Source organism: Microbacterium sp. DT81.1 (assembly GCF_049844955.1).
Classification (GTDB): domain Bacteria; phylum Actinomycetota; class Actinomycetes; order Actinomycetales; family Microbacteriaceae; genus Microbacterium.
The window spans coordinates 225,982-240,149 of record NZ_JBNCMA010000008.1; the positions used below are offsets into that span (position 1 = coordinate 225,982).

12 protein-coding genes are annotated in these 14,168 nt (G+C 69.7%); 8 read left to right on the forward strand and 4 right to left on the reverse strand.

All coding sequences use genetic code 11. The annotated features are described in order from the left end of the window. Nucleotides 1–189: 189 nt before the first annotated feature. The 4 genes from guaB (at nt 190) to ACLQ2Q_RS20260 (ending at nt 4,469) form a co-directional block, all read left to right on the forward strand. Nucleotides 190–1,692 (forward strand): IMP dehydrogenase, encoded by a 1,503-nt coding sequence (gene guaB, locus ACLQ2Q_RS20245; RefSeq protein ID WP_425823279.1) that lies wholly within the window; start codon nt 190–192, stop codon nt 1,690–1,692. 35 nt (nt 1,693–1,727) lie between these two features. Continuing rightward, nucleotides 1,728–2,348, forward strand: a complete 621-nt coding sequence (locus ACLQ2Q_RS20250; RefSeq protein ID WP_425823281.1) for a TMEM175 family protein — start codon at nt 1,728–1,730, stop codon at nt 2,346–2,348. Between the two features lie 45 nt (nt 2,349–2,393). Next, nucleotides 2,394–2,672: a DUF2277 domain-containing protein gene (locus ACLQ2Q_RS20255; protein WP_425823283.1), complete on the forward strand. Its 279-nt coding sequence runs from the start codon at nt 2,394–2,396 to the stop codon at nt 2,670–2,672. 108 nt (nt 2,673–2,780) lie between these two features. After that, the gene (locus ACLQ2Q_RS20260) at nt 2,781–4,469 is read left to right on the forward strand and encodes an ABC-F family ATP-binding cassette domain-containing protein (protein ID WP_425823285.1); all 1,689 of its coding nucleotides are present in this window, start codon (nt 2,781–2,783) and stop codon (nt 4,467–4,469) included. 108 nt (nt 4,470–4,577) lie between these two features. On the opposite strand, the gene ACLQ2Q_RS20265 is transcribed toward ACLQ2Q_RS20260, so the two are convergent. The 3 genes from ACLQ2Q_RS20265 to ACLQ2Q_RS20275 all read right to left on the reverse strand — a co-directional run bounded on the left by ACLQ2Q_RS20265 (nt 4,578) and on the right by ACLQ2Q_RS20275 (nt 7,804). After that, nucleotides 4,578–5,123, reverse strand: a complete 546-nt coding sequence (locus ACLQ2Q_RS20265) for a nitroreductase/quinone reductase family protein (protein ID WP_425823287.1) — start codon at nt 5,121–5,123, stop codon at nt 4,578–4,580. Further along, the gene (locus ACLQ2Q_RS20270) at nt 5,089–6,198 is read right to left on the reverse strand and encodes an FAD-dependent oxidoreductase (RefSeq protein WP_425823289.1); all 1,110 of its coding nucleotides are present in this window, start codon (nt 6,196–6,198) and stop codon (nt 5,089–5,091) included. The genes ACLQ2Q_RS20265 and ACLQ2Q_RS20270 overlap by 35 nt, the downstream gene beginning before the upstream one ends. A 172-nt stretch (nt 6,199–6,370) precedes the next feature. Further along, entirely contained in the window at nt 6,371–7,804 is a 1,434-nt protein-coding gene (locus ACLQ2Q_RS20275) for an MFS transporter (protein WP_425823291.1), read from the reverse strand. Nucleotides 7,805–7,885: 81 nt separating this feature from the next. On the opposite strand from ACLQ2Q_RS20275, the gene ACLQ2Q_RS20280 reads away from it, so the two are divergent. From ACLQ2Q_RS20280 to ACLQ2Q_RS20295, 4 genes are all read left to right on the forward strand, one after another. After that, nucleotides 7,886–8,518 (forward strand): TetR/AcrR family transcriptional regulator, encoded by a 633-nt coding sequence (locus ACLQ2Q_RS20280; RefSeq protein ID WP_425823293.1) that lies wholly within the window; start codon nt 7,886–7,888, stop codon nt 8,516–8,518. Between the two features lie 53 nt (nt 8,519–8,571). Further along, complete coding sequence (locus ACLQ2Q_RS20285; RefSeq protein ID WP_425823315.1) at nt 8,572–9,690, forward strand: GuaB3 family IMP dehydrogenase-related protein; 1,119 nt, start codon at nt 8,572–8,574, stop codon at nt 9,688–9,690. Nucleotides 9,691–9,752: 62 nt separating this feature from the next. Further along, complete coding sequence (locus ACLQ2Q_RS20290) at nt 9,753–10,550, forward strand: SURF1 family protein (protein ID WP_425823317.1); 798 nt, start codon at nt 9,753–9,755, stop codon at nt 10,548–10,550. Between the two features lie 62 nt (nt 10,551–10,612). Then, nucleotides 10,613–11,968 (forward strand): glucose-6-phosphate dehydrogenase, encoded by a 1,356-nt coding sequence (locus tag ACLQ2Q_RS20295; protein ID WP_425823296.1) that lies wholly within the window; start codon nt 10,613–10,615, stop codon nt 11,966–11,968. Nucleotide 11,969: 1 nt separating this feature from the next. Here ACLQ2Q_RS20295 and ACLQ2Q_RS20300 read toward each other — a convergent pair whose 3' ends face one another. After that, complete coding sequence (locus tag ACLQ2Q_RS20300; protein ID WP_425823298.1) at nt 11,970–14,036, reverse strand: glycoside hydrolase family 15 protein; 2,067 nt, start codon at nt 14,034–14,036, stop codon at nt 11,970–11,972. Nucleotides 14,037–14,168: the final 132 nt, after the last annotated feature.

A 14,168-nucleotide genomic window follows, 5' to 3' on the forward strand; every position in this document is an offset into this window, starting at 1 on the left:
GTAGTGTGTCGGCCGCGTTTCGAGCGCATGCCGTCCGCCAACCGGTGCGCAAACGTGAGAAAGCCGTGTGTCCCGGCTCCCGGGAATGAGCGAGGGGCACCCGCGCTTAGACTTCTATACAGCGGACTCGCCCCGCGGCTCCGCTGAAGCCCTTACCCTGACGCGCGCGACCCGCGAGAAGGAATCAGCATGGAGCAACCCGATCCGTTCGGCTTCGTCGGACTCACCTACGACGACGTCCTCCTGCTCCCGGGGCACACCGATGTCATCCCGAGCGAGGCCGACACCTCCTCGCGCGTGACGCGCCGCATCACCGTCGCGACGCCGCTCCTCTCGAGCGCCATGGACACCGTCACCGAGGCGCGGATGGCCATCGCCATCGCGCGCGAGGGCGGCCTCGGCATCCTGCATCGCAATCTGTCGATCCAGGAGCAGGCGTCGCAGGTCGACCGGGTGAAGCGCAGCGAGTCGGGCATGATCTCGAACCCCATCACGACCACTCCGGATGCTTCCATCGACGAGGTCGAGGCGCTGTGCGCTCAGTTCCGCATCTCCGGACTGCCCGTCGTCGACGAGGATGGACGTCTGGTCGGCATCGTCACCAACCGCGACATGCGCTTCGTCTCCGGCTTCGAGCGCTCCACCACCCTGGTCAAGGACGTCATGACGAGCGAGGGCCTCGTCACCGCGCCCGTCGGCATCGGCGCCAACGACGTCATCGCGATCTTCGCGAAGCACCGCGTCGAGAAGCTGCCCCTCATCGACGAGGACGGCAGGCTCGCCGGCCTGATCACGGTCAAGGACTTCGACAAGAGCGAGAAGTACCCCCTCGCCACCAAGGACGATCAGGGCCGGCTGCGCGTCGGCGCGGCGATCGGCTTCTTCGGCGACGCATGGGAGCGGGCCGAGGCTCTGCGCGACGCGGGCGTCGACGTGCTCGTGGTCGACACCGCGAACGGCCAGTCCGCGGGCGTCATCGACATCGTCCGCCGACTCAAGGCAGACCCCTCCTTCGAGCACATCGACATCGTCGGCGGCAACGTCGCGACCCGCGAGGGCGCGCAGGCGCTGATCGACGCGGGGGTGGATGCCGTCAAGGTGGGCGTCGGACCCGGTTCCATCTGCACGACCCGCGTGGTCGCGGGCGTCGGTGTGCCGCAGGTCACGGCGGTGTACGAGGCATCCATCGCCGCGCGTGCCGCCGGCATCCCGGTGATCGCGGACGGCGGGCTGCAGTACTCCGGCGACATCGCCAAGGCGCTCGTCGCCGGAGCCGACTCCGTGATGCTCGGATCGCTGCTCGCCGGCACCGACGAGTCGCCCGGTGAGATCGTCTTCCAGGGCGGCAAGCAGTTCAAGCAGTACCGGGGCATGGGATCGCTCGGCGCACTGCAGACGCGCGGCAAGAAGACCTCGTATTCGAAGGACCGCTACTTCCAGTCCGACGTACCCTCCGACGACAAGCTCATCCCGGAGGGCATCGAGGGTCAGGTCGCATACCGCGGTCCGGTGTCCGCGGTGGCGTACCAGCTCGTCGGCGGCCTGCGGCAGTCGATGTTCTACGTCGGAGCACGCACGATCGACGAGCTGAAGGCCAAGGGCCGTTTCGTGCGGATCACCGCGGCCGGGCTCAAGGAATCGCACCCCCACGACGTGCAGATCGTCGTGGAAGCGCCCAACTACAAGCGCTGACGCGGCATCCGACCGGCGCCCGTTAGCCTGGCCGCATGATCCGTCCGCGGCATCCATCGGCATCGCTCTCGACGACGCGCACGGAGGCGTTCACCGACGGCGTCTTCGCGATCGCGTCGACGCTGCTGGTGCTCGATCTCACGACGCACGGGATGGGGAAGGTGTCCTCGGACGCCGAGCTCTGGTCGGGCCTCGCCGACGAGTGGATGCTGTTCCTCAATTTCGCGCTGAGCTTCGCACTGCTGTGCCTGCTCTGGCTGACGCACGTGCGGCAGTTCGAGCACATCGTGCGGGTGGACAGCACGATGATCTGGCTCAACAACGCCCGGCTGCTGTTCATCGTGCTCGTGCCGTTCAGCACGGGGATGGTGACGGAGTACTCCGACTTCCTGGCGGGTCGTCTTCTGCTGCCGCTGAACTTCTTCTTCGCGATCCTGTTCAGCTGGCTGCAATGGTGGTGGGCCGTTCGGCACCGCGAGCAGATGATGCCCGACCTCTCCGAGGCGGATGCCGTGGGTTACGGCCGCGGCGCGCTCAGCGCGCTTCTGCTCGCGGTCGTCGTGCTCGTGCTCGCTCCCTGGATCGGTTCCATCGCCTTCACCGTGTTCCTGTTCGACGGCGTCCTGACCCGGGCTCTGCGGGGCAAGGGCTCGTGATCGCTTCCTTCCCTCGTGCGGGAGGGGCGGCGTACCGTGGAGGGCATGTGCCGGAACATCCATACACTCCACAACTTCGAGCCGGCCGCGAGCTCCGACGAGGTGCATGCGGCCGCTCTGCAGTACGTCCGCAAGATCGCGGGCACGACCAAGCCGTCGAAGGCCAACCAGGAGGCGTTCGACCGGGCAGTGCACGAGATCGCGCACATCACCCAGCACCTGCTCGATGACCTCGTCGCGGTGGCGCCGCCGAAGAACCGGGAGGAAGAGGCCGCCAAGGCGCGGGCTCGGGCGATCGCATCCGGCCGGTACTCCGCGGCCTGAGCCCGGGCACGACCACGCCGCCTGGGATAGGCTGATCGGCTCGCCGTCGGCGGGCCGACGGTTCCCGTCGACGGATGCTGCGGCGACGCGGCCGCGGTCAGGATCGGCATGCCCTACATCGACATCACCGGCGTATCGTTCGGTCTGCCCGACGGCCGGCCGCTGCTCGACGAGGTGTCCTTCCGCGTGGGCGAAGGATCGACGACGGCCCTGATCGGCGCCAACGGCGCGGGCAAGACGACGCTGCTGCGCATCATCCGCGGCGATGAGTCTCCACACGCCGGCACGGTCGCCATCGGCGGCGGGCTCGGCGTGATGGACCAGTTCGTCGGCCACTGGTCCGCCGGCGCCACCGTGCACGAACTCCTCATCGACGTGGCGCCACGACGGATCCGCGACGCGGCACGCGAGCTCGAGGCGGCGGAGGAGGGGATCATCGAGCGCGATGACCTCGAGGCACAGCTGCGATACGCGAGCGCCCTCGCCGATTACGCGGATGCCGGCGGCTACGAGCACGAGACGGTCTGGGATCAGTGCACGGTCGCCGCCCTCGGCGTGCCCTTCGAGCGGGCGCGGTTCCGCGAGCTGACGACTCTGTCCGGGGGCGAGCAGAAGCGGCTCGTGCTCGAGGCGCTGCTGCGGGGGCCCGACGAGGTGCTGCTGCTGGACGAACCGGACAACTACCTCGACGTGCCGGGCAAACGATGGCTGGAGCAGCAGCTGAAAGCGACGCAGAAGACCGTGCTGCTCGTCTCCCACGATCGGGAGCTGCTGGCTCGTGGCGCCGACCGCATCGTGACCCTCGAGACGGGCGCCGCCGGCAGCACCGCCTGGGTGCACGGGGGAGGCTTCGCCACCTATCACGCGGCCCGTGAGGCGCGGATGGACCGCCTCGACGAGCTTCGCCGCCGGTGGGACGAGGAGCACGCCAAGATCAAGGCGCTCGTCGCCGCGATGAAGGTCAAGGCCACGGCGAGCGACGAGTTCGCGTCCCGCTACCGCGCCGCGCAGACCCGGCTCGCGCGGTTCGAGGCCGCCGGGCCGCCCGAGGAGAGGCCGCAGGTTCAGGACCTTCAGCTGCGGCTGCGCGGCGCGCGCACGGGGAAGCGGGCGGTCGTCGCCGAGGCGCTCGAGCTGACCGGGCTGATGCGGCCGTTCGACCTCGAGGTCTGGTTCGGCGATCGCATCGCGGTGCTCGGGTCGAACGGGTCCGGCAAGTCGCACTTCCTGCGGCTGCTCGCCCGAGGCGGCACAGATCCGGACGGACGCCTCGGTCATCTCACCTCGACCGGCGCCGATCTCGAGCCGGTGGCGCACACCGGCCGCGCCATCCTCGGCGCCCGCGTCGTTCCCGGGTGGTTCGCGCAGACGCACCGGCATCCGGAGTTCGTCGGCCGCACGCTTCTCGAACTGCTGCACCGCGGCGACGACAATCGGCCGGGCATGCCGCGTGAGGCCGCGAGCTCCGCGCTGGATCGATACGGGCTGGTGGCGCAGGCGCTGCAGACGTTCGAGACGTTGTCGGGCGGGCAGCAGGCGCGGTTCCAGATCCTGCTGCTCGAGCTGTCCGGCACGACCCTGCTCCTGCTCGACGAGCCCACCGACAACCTCGACCTGGCCTCGGCCGAGGCGCTCGAGGATGCCCTCGGCCGGTTCGAGGGCACGGTGCTCGCCGTCACCCACGACCGCTGGTTCGCCCGCTCGTTCGACCGGTTCCTCGTCTTCGGCGCGGACGGGGGCGTGTACGAGTCGAACGAACCGGTGTGGGACGAGAAGCGCGTCGCGCGCATCCGTTGATCCCGGCTGCGAGCCCCCGACCACCAAGTTGCCGAAGGGACGCAATCTGCGCGATCCGGCTCTGGATGCCCGCAGATCGGGTCCCTTCGCGGACTGAGGGACGTCGTGTCACGTGCCGGACTGATCGTTCGAATCGGGGACCGGTCGCAGGATCGCGACGGGGATCGTGCGTGCCGCCTTCCTGGCATAGCGACGAACGGACGGCACGCGCGCCGTTATGAGGTCGTTCCAGACCGCATCGCGCTGCGCGCCGACGTACTCGTGCACCGTTGCGGGGAAGGTCCGCCCCAGTACCTGCACCTCGGTCCGGCCGGCCGCGCGAAGGTTGCGGAACCAGTGCGGATCTCGCCGCGCGCCCGAGGCGGTTCCCCACACGATGTAGCCCCCATCGCTCTCCAGGAACGCGACGCATGTCGAGCGCGGCTCGCCCGAGCGGCGCCCGGGAGTAGTGAGGAGGAGGACCCTCGGCGCCGAGCGGCTGGTCATCGCGCGCCCCTTCGTGCGGCGATAGGACCACACCCCCATCCGGGCGCCGGCGCGACGGAACAACCCCCTGAGTGACATGGATGCCTCCCGCCCCGATTGTCCCACGGGGCGTCCCGGGCTGCCATGGCACCCGTCAGCGCAGCCGGAACGCTTGCGCTGCGCGCGCATCGGGATCGAGGGCGAGCCCGGCCAGCACCGTGCCGACACCCGGTGCGAACTTGAAGCCCTGACCAGAGAATCCGGCGCCGACCACGATCCGGCCCACGCGATCGAGCACGAACGCCTCGTCCGGCGTCGATGTGTAGGTGCAGCTGATAGGAGAGGCGGTGTCCGCATCGAGCCCGGGCATCCATTCGCGCACGTACCGGGCAAGAGCCTCCGCATGCTTGTCCATCCGGAACGGCCGCGCATCCGGATCGACGACGTCGCCGACGGAGTGGAAGCCGACCTTGACGCCTTCGCCGGGCGTCGGCATGCCATAGACGTTGGCCGGCCATGAGCCCGGCGCGACGAAGTGGTTGAACGACGGCCAGGCGTGCGCCGGATCGCGCGGCGTGAAGTGGGCCGGGCTCTCCTCCGTCACCCGCAGCCGCGGGAGGGGAATGCCGTCCAGCACCGAACTCGTCCAGGCTCCGACCGTGACGATCACGATGTCGGCGAGGACCGTGCCCGCGGGGGTGTGAACGATGACACCGTCGGCATGCTGTTCGAAGCGCAGTACCGGAGTCTGCCAGCGGACCTCGCCGTCGCCCTCGACGATGCGCCGCTCCATCTGCTGCAGAGCGGCGGATGCGCGGGCCACACCGGCATCCGCGGAGAAGAGGGCGGTGTCCTCGAACCTCATGCCCGGCCAGCGGCGCGACGGCTCGGCGCCGTCGAGCAGCTCGGCGGGGATGCCACGGTGCCGCAGCTGGTCGTGGATCTCGATCAGCCCGGCGCCTGTACCTCCGAGTGCGGCGCCGTCGCCGTGCGAGACGAGCCCGTGCAGTCGCAGCACGGGCTCACCGCCGGGTGCGCCGAGCGCGTCCCATCCGTCCCGGGCGAGCGCGAGGAGATCGAGGTAGTGCTCATCGGCGTACGCGTTGTTGAAGTTGCGTGTCGCGCCGTGCGACGCGCCGTGGGTGTGGCCGCGCGCGAACTGCTCGAGGACCAGCGGTCGCTCACCGCGCCGCGTCAGCGCCCAGGCTGTCGCCAGCCCCATCACTCCTCCGCCGACGACCACGAAGGGGACGCGTTCGCTCATCCCCCGATCTTCCCAGCCTTGGCCCGGAGCCAGGGGCGCCCTCACTTCCCGGGAGCTGCGGAAGGGACGCAATATGCGCGAACATGCCCGGGATGCGGTCACATTGCGTCCCCTCGCCGGCGAAGGGGCGCCGGCGAAGGGACGGGAGGAGTCGCCGGCAAGGGCGCGGGGGTCAGACGGCGAGAAGCTCGCGCTCCTCTTCGGCAGGAGCGACCGTCGATGAGCGGCCGGCCGGAAGCCGGAGCGCGATGACCATCGCGGCGAACAGCACGGCCGCGCCGGTGAGGATGGCCGGCTGCGCCGCTTCCACGTAGAGGTCGGGGCGCAGCTCACCGCCGGCACCGACGAAGATCGCCGTCATGACCGCGGTGCCGAGAGCGATGCCGATCTCTCGCACCGTTGAGTTGACGCCCGACGCCTTGGCGTGATCGAGGAGCCCGAGGGTCGCCAGCAATGCGGTCGCGGACGGTGCGAACACGAGCCCCATGCCGACGCCCGCGAGGATGAACGGCGCCACGAGCTGCGCGTACGGGATGTCGGCCGACATCGTGACGCCGAGCCAGAACAGCGCGGCGCCCTGCAGGAACAGCCCGGTCACCATGAGCGCCCTGGTGCCGATCCGCGGTCCGAAGATGCCGGCGAGCGGCGCCACCACCATGGGTGCGAGGGTCCACGGCATGGTCTGCACGGCCGCCTCGAACGGCGACGCGCCCTGCACCACCTGCAGGAACTGGATCAGGATGAAGATCGAGCCGAACGTCCCGAAGCTGAAGGCGAACCCCACCATGTTCGTGACCGAGAACGACCGGTCGCGGAAGAGCCGGAGCGGCACCAGCGGCGCGCCGACGCGAGCCTGCCACACGAGGAAGGCGGCAATGAGGGCCGCTCCGAGCGCGAGTTCCCCCACGACATCCGGCGATCCCCAGCCGTCGTCGTTGCCGCGCACGATGCCGTGCACGAGCGCCAGCACACCGAGCCCCGCGAGCAGACCGCCGACCACATCGATGCGCACCCGCGCCCCGAAGTCGTTGTTCAGCGCGAAGAGAGCCAGGGGGATGGCGATGATGGCAACGGGGACATTCAGCCAGAAGATCGCCTGCCAGTTCCAGCCCTCCATGATGGCGCCGCCGACGAGCGGGCCGACCGCGACCCCGAGACCGGACACCCCTCCCCAGATGCCGATCGCGAGCGGCCGGCGCTCAGGAGCGACCCCACCGGAGATGAGGGCGAGGGAGAGCGGCAGCACACCCGCCGCGCCGAAGCCCTGCAGCGCCCGCGCCGCGATGAGCTGAGCGGGGTCCGTGCTCAGGGCTGCGAAGACGGAGCCGACCCCGAAGATCGCTATGCCGATCAGGAAGACCGTCCGGCGCCCGAAGCGGTCGCCGAGCGCCGAGGCGATGAGGATGGCGCCCGCGAACGCGAGCGTGTACGCGTTCATGAACCACTGCAGCTCCTCCACCTCCGCTCCCAGTTCCGTGTGCAGCACGGGGAGGGCGTTCGTCATCACGAGATTGTCGAGTGTCGCCATGAACATGGGCAGGGAGGCCGCGGCGACGACGAGCCCGAAGGGTCGGTGCCGCGCAGGCGCGAGGGTGTCGAGGGTCACGGGGAGCCTTCCGGGCCGTTTGTAATCGGATGATTACTAAGATCAAGATGACTGTAGTAATCGACTGATAACATGTCAAGCGTGAGTACCAAGAGCATCGCCGAAGAAGTCGTCACAGCGGATCCCGCGCGCCGGATGAGCTCCGAGGAGCGACGGACCCAGATCATCGAGGCGGCCATCGCCGTCTTCGGCGCCCGGGGCTACGTGGGAAGCACCACCGACGAGGTCGCGCGTGCGGCATCCATCAGCCAGCCCTACGTCGTGCGCCTGTTCGGCACGAAGGAGAAGCTCTTCCTCGCCGCGCTGGAATACTGCATCGATCGCCTGATGGACGCCTTCCGCGCCGTCCAGGCGACCGCCGACCTGCAGGAGCGCAAGGAGACGATGGGCCAGGCGTACCTCCGGCTGCTCGAGGTTCGCGGGCTCCACCAGCTGCTCTCCCAGGCGTTCCTCCTCGGCGCGCACCCGGTGATCGGGCCGGCGGCCCGCGAGGGCTTCGCCTCGGTGTGGCACTACCTCCGCGAGGCCGGATTCGAGCCGGAGGAAGCGCAGAAGTTCCTCGCGACCGGCATGCTCATCAACACGATGATCGGGCTGAGACTCACCGAGGAGTACGGCTCGGACGCCGGCATGACGGAGCTCTTCAACGAGTGCTTCCCGATCAGCGTCCAGATGGTGCTCGACGCGGCGCCGCGTATCGACGAACCGTGGTGAGACCCGCGGCTCCCGGGCGGCTCCGCCCCAACGGGTAGGCTGAACGGGTGACCATGGAGATCGAGCTCGGGCGCGGAAAGCGCGCGCGCCGGGCCTACACATTCGACGACATCGCGGTCGTGCCCTCCCGGCGCACCCGCAACCCGGAGGACGTGTCGACCGCCTGGTCCATCGACGCCTTCGGCTTCGACATCCCGATCCTGAGCGCCCCGATGGACTCCGTAGTGAGCCCCCGGACCGCGATCATGCTGGGCAAGCTCGGCGGCCTGGGCGTGCTCGATCTCGAGGGTCTCTGGACCCGCTACGAGGACCCTGAGCCGCTGCTCGCCGAGATCGCGTCGCTGCCCGATGGCGCGGCGACGGGCCGGATGCAGCAGCTCTATGCCGAGCCGATCAAGCCCGAGCTCGTGACCCAGCGCCTCGCGGAGGTCCGTGCCGCGGGCGTCACCGTCGCCGGCGCCCTCACGCCGCAGCGCACGCAGGACCTCTATGAGACCGTCGTCGAGGCCGGTGTCGACCTCTTCGTGATCCGTGGGACGACGGTGTCGGCCGAGCACGTGTCGTCGGTCGCCGCGCCGCTGAATCTCAAGAAGTTCATCTACGACCTCGACGTGCCCGTTATCGTCGGCGGAGCCTCCACGTACACGGCCGCCCTGCACCTCATGCGCACCGGTGCCGCCGGCGTGCTCGTCGGCTTCGGCGGGGGAGCGGCGTCGACGACGCGCGCGACCCTCGGCATCCATGCCCCGATGGCGACCGCCGTCGCCGACGTCGCCGGCGCGCGCCGCGACTACCTCGACGAGTCCGGCGGCCGCTACGTGCACGTCATCGCCGACGGCGGAGTCGGCACGTCCGGCGACATGGTGAAGGCGCTCGCGATGGGGGCGGATGCCGTGATGCTCGGCGTCGCACTGGCCCGGGCGACGGATGCTCCCGGCGGCGGCTACCACTGGGGACCCGAGGCGCACCACCCGAAGCTGCCTCGCGGTCGTCGAGTGAAGATCGACCAGGTCGCGAACCTCGAAGAGGTGCTCTACGGACCCGCCCCCGTGGCGGATGGCACCACCAACCTCGTCGGCGCGCTTCGCAAGTCGATGGCGACCACCGGGTACTCGGACCTCAAGGAGTTCCAGCGCGTCGACGTCGTGGTGGCGCCGTACGTCGCGCGGTGACCACCGACGTGACGGCGAGCCGAGCAGAGTCCCCCGTCTTCCCCCCGACCCTGCGCGAGGTCATGCTGCGGCGGCAGTGGCTGCTCATGCTGGCGCTCTGCCTCGTGGTCGCGGGGGTCTTCGCGTGGCTGGGGCAGTGGCAGCTGGCCCGCGCCATCGACACCGACCCGCCGCCCGCGGGCAGAACCGAGCAGGTGCGCCCGATCGCCGACGTCGTGCAACCCGGGGCGTATCTCGAGGAGCCGAGCGTCGGCCAGCGGGTCGAGGTGCAGGGATCGTGGGTGCCGGGTGACTTCTCCGTCGTCTCCTCGCGCTTCAACGACGGCGTAGAGGGGTACTGGGTGACGGGCCAGCTGAGGGTGGCGGAGGAATCGACCGGCCTCGCCGGACAGCCCGTCTCGCTCGCCGTCGCGGTCGGGTGGACGCCGACTCGCGAAGAGGCGGATGCCGCGGCATCCGCGCTCGACGAGGCCGCGGCATCCGGCGACTCGCTCCAGCTGACGGGGCGCCTGATCTCCGATGAGGGACCGGTGCTGCCGCCTCCCGGGGCCGACCCGCAGGAGATGACCCGGATGTCACCCGCGGCGCTGCTCGCGCGCTGGCACGACATCGAGGGTCTCGACGTGTACCGGCCGTACCTCACGTCGGACGAGCCGCTCGCCGGGCTGGAGAGCATCTCGTCGCCGGCACCCGCCGAGGCGTCTCCCGTCAACTGGCTGAACATCTTCTACGCGGCGGAGTGGGCGGTCTTCGCCGGCTTCGCCTTCTACCTCTGGTACCGTCTCGCCCGCGACGCGTGGGAGAAAGAGCTCGAGGACCTCGAGGAGGCAGCGTCTCACGGTGGGGTGCGGGGGGCTTAGCACCGAGCGGTGCCACGCGCCAGGGGGCCGCGGTGAGGGGAAGCGAACCATACGCTCGTCCTGTGACCAAGAGCGTGAGCATCCTGATCCTCGGCGCCGGCGGAGACCTGACCAAGCGCCTGCTGCTTCCCGGTCTGGCGAGCCTGCTATCGGTGCACGACTACGACGTGCAGGTTCTCGGTGCGGCCAGGGAGGAGCGCACCGACGAACAGTGGCGGCAGCTCATCCGCGACAGCTTCGGGCAGGTCACCGACCCGGCGGATGCGGACCGCTTCCTCGAGTCCGCCCGCTACATCGTCACGCCGGACGTGACCGATGTCGCGCGGCTGCAGGTATTGATCGCTGCCTGTGACCACACGCCGATCATCTACTTCGCCCTGCCGCCCGCGGTCACCGCCGCGGTGTGCGCCGCCCTGCGCCAGGTGGACCTGCCCGAGGGGACCCGGTTGGCGCTGGAGAAGCCCTTCGGCACCGACCTCCGCTCCGCGCGGGCACTCAACCGCCTGATCGCGCAGCTGGTCCCGGAGGAGCAGGTGTTCCGCATCGATCACTTCCTCGGCATGTCGATGGTGCTCAACATCCTCGGACTGCGGTTCGCGAACCAGCTCTTCGAGGCGGTGTGGAACGGTCGCCGCATCGAACGTGTCGAGATCGTCTACGACGAGACCCTGGGCCTCGAGGGGCGTGGCGGCTACTACGACCACGCCGGCGCTCTGATCGACATGCTGCAGAGCCACCTGCTCGAGGTGCTGGCCCTCGTCGCCATGGAGCAGCCGCCGAAGCTGAACGAGGTCGAGCTCCGCTCCAACGCCGCACAGGTGCTTCGGGCGACGCACGTCTGGGACGACGACCCGGTGGCGAACAGCCGCCGTGCACGCTACACCGCGGGGAAGGTCGGAGACCGGTCGCTGCCCTCCTACGCCGACGAACCCGGTGTCGACCCCGCGCTCAAGACCGAGACCCTGGCTCAGGTGACGGTCGAGATCGACACCGCCCGCTGGCGCGGCGTTCCGTTCGTGCTGCGCTCGGGCAAGGCGCTCGGCGAGAAGGTGACTCAGGTGCGGGTGCACATGCGCCCGGTGCCCGAGATTCCCGGCTTCGGCGGGGCCCCCGCGCCGGATTCGATCATGCTCGACGTGAAGTCCGGTGCGGTCGAACTCGACCTGACGATGAACGGCAGCGGGGATCCCTTCACCCTCGAGCGCAGCACACTCGTGGCGAAGAAGGAGCCGGGTGATCTGCTGCCGTACGGGCAGGTGCTGCACGGCATCCTGGATGGGGACCCGCTGCTCTCGGTGCGCGCGGACATGGCTGAGGAGTGCTGGCGGATCATGGGGCCGGTGCTGCGGGCATGGAAGAAGGACGAGGTGCCGCTCGAGGAGTACCCGGCGGGCTCGTCCGGACCGGAGGGCTGGTAGCTCAGCCGCCCTGACCGCTCGGCGGATCGCTGTCGGCGGCATCCGCCGGAGTGCTGCCTTCGGCATCCGCCGGAGTGCTGCCTTCGGCATCCGCCCTCGCCTGACGGGGCTTGGCGCCGAGGTCCCGGTCTCCGCCCGTGTCAGGCTTCTGCGGCGACGATGGCGCACCGCCGGGCCGCTGCTCCGTGACCTCCGCCTGCTCGCCCTCGGACTCTCCGCGCACGTAGGGCAGCCGGTCTTCCCTGCCGCGCTCTGCCGCGGCGATAGCGTCCGCCGCCCGGACGAGGGTGAGGTGGGACAAGGCCTGCGGGACATTCCCCATCTGGCGCTTGCGAACAGGGTCGTACTCCTCGCTCAGCAGCCCCACGTCGTTGACGAGCCGGACCAGTCGGCCCATGAACGCGCGCGCCTCGGCGATCAGGCCCGAGGCCGCGTACTGCTCGACGAGCCAGAAGGAGCACGCCAGGAAGGGATGCTCCCCGCCGGCGAGGCCGTCGACGCCCGTCTCGGAGCGATAGCGCAGCAGGAGGCCGTCCTGCATCAGATCTTCCTCGATCGCCGCGACGGTACCCAGCATGCGCGGGTCATCCGCTTCGACGAAGCCGATCTGCGAGAGCTGGAGGAGCGAGGCATCCACGGCCGTCCCGCCGTAGTGCTGCACGAAGGTGTTGCGCTTCTCGTCGTAGCCGTGGGCAAGGATCTCCTCGCGGATCCGGTCCCGCAGTTCCGCCCAGCGTGACGGATCGCCCGGCAGGTCGAACTCCTCGATGCCGCGCACACCTCGGTCGAAGGCGGCCCACACCATCGCGCGCGAGTGGGTGAACTTCTGCTCCGCGCCGCGGATCTCCCAGATCCCGCAGTCCGGCTCCTCCCAATTCTCCTCGAGGAAGCTCAGCAGCGCGCGCTGCAGCGGCCATGAAGCCCGCGTCTCCTCGAGGCCGGCGGTGCGGGCGCCGTGCAGGGCGACCATGACCTCGCCGAAGATGTCCCACTGCCGCTGGAGGTAGGCGGCGTTGCCGATGCGGACCGGCGAAGCGCCGCCGTAGCCGGCCAGCTCGGGGAGCTCGTACTCTGGGAGGCGCCGCTCGCCTCCGATCCCGTACATGATCTGCACGTCCGCCGGATCGCCGGCGATCGCCCGGAGCAGCCAGCCCCGCCACTCCTCCGCCTCGGCACGGTAGCCGTGCGTGATGAGAACCTCGATGGTGAGCGCGGCATCGCGAAGCCACACGTAGCGGTAGTCCCAGTTGCGGACACCGCCCTCCTCTTCGGGGAGACTCGTCGTGGCGGCGGCCACGATCCCGCCGGTGTCCTCGTGAGTCAGGGCGCGCAGCACGAGCAGCGATCGCTGCACCTGCTCGTCGAACGGCGAGGGCGGATTGCTCCGTGCTGCCCAGTCCTCCCACCACATGATGGTCTGCTCGAGGGCATCGTCGACGTCGAATGGCTCCGGAGGTTGACGGTAGGACGGATACCACGTCATGGCGAGGTCGACCGTCTCTCCAACCGCGACATCGAACTCCGACACGTGTCGCAGGTCTTTCGCGCTTCGTCGGGGCCCGCGCACCAGCACGGCATCCGGACCTGCGGTGGCCAGCAGGGCCTTGCCGCCGCCATACGGCACTTGCCGCATCCACGGCGTCGCGGCTCCGTAGTCGAAGCGGATGCGGATCTCCTCGGCGAAGCGCACCCGGCCCCGGAGGCCGCGCACCCGGCGCACGAGGTTCGCCTGGCGGTCGTGCAGCGGCATGAATTCGAGTACCTCCGCCTCGCCGTCGCTCGTGTGCCAAACGGTGCGCAGCACAAATGTGCCGGGCAGGTATTCGCGCTCGACGCGGATGACATCGCTGGCGGGGGACAGGGTCCAGTGACCGGCCTCGGGCGAATCGAGCAGGGCGGCGAACATCGTTGGGGAATCGAATCGAGGCATGCAGAGCCAGTCGATCGCCCCCGAGCGCGAGATGAGCGCGGCGGTGTGCAGGTCTCCGATCAGCGCGTAGTCCTCGATGGGGCTAAGAGGCCGAATCGGCTCGGCCGTCGGGTCGAAGTCTTCGGAGTCGTGCTTCATGGGTTTCTCCTATGTCAAGTGTCAGGCTGCGAGAGGGATATTCGCGGCGTGTTCGATGGGGTGCTGGTCCGCTGTCAGGGCGTTGAAGACGATGCGGGCAAGACGCCGCTTGAGGCAGCGGAGTGCTTCGAC

Excerpts from the sequence above, each read along its gene's own strand:
- guaB (WP_425823279.1), top strand. The coding sequence starts at position 190 with ATGGAGCAACCCGATCCGTTCGGCTTCGTCGGACTCACCTACGACGAC.
- ACLQ2Q_RS20250 (WP_425823281.1), top strand. The coding sequence starts at position 1,728 with ATGATCCGTCCGCGGCATCCATCGGCATCGCTCTCGACGACGCGCACG.
- ACLQ2Q_RS20255 (WP_425823283.1), top strand. The coding sequence starts at position 2,394 with ATGTGCCGGAACATCCATACACTCCACAACTTCGAGCCGGCCGCGAGC.
- ACLQ2Q_RS20260 (WP_425823285.1), top strand. The coding sequence starts at position 2,781 with ATGCCCTACATCGACATCACCGGCGTATCGTTCGGTCTGCCCGACGGC.
- ACLQ2Q_RS20265 (WP_425823287.1), bottom strand. The coding sequence starts at position 5,123 with ATGCGCGCGCAGCGCAAGCGTTCCGGCTGCGCTGACGGGTGCCATGGC.
- ACLQ2Q_RS20270 (WP_425823289.1), bottom strand. The coding sequence starts at position 6,198 with ATGAGCGAACGCGTCCCCTTCGTGGTCGTCGGCGGAGGAGTGATGGGG.
- ACLQ2Q_RS20285 (WP_425823315.1), top strand. The coding sequence starts at position 8,572 with ATGGAGATCGAGCTCGGGCGCGGAAAGCGCGCGCGCCGGGCCTACACA.
- ACLQ2Q_RS20290 (WP_425823317.1), top strand. The coding sequence starts at position 9,753 with ATGCTGCGGCGGCAGTGGCTGCTCATGCTGGCGCTCTGCCTCGTGGTC.
- ACLQ2Q_RS20300 (WP_425823298.1), bottom strand. The coding sequence starts at position 14,036 with ATGAAGCACGACTCCGAAGACTTCGACCCGACGGCCGAGCCGATTCGG.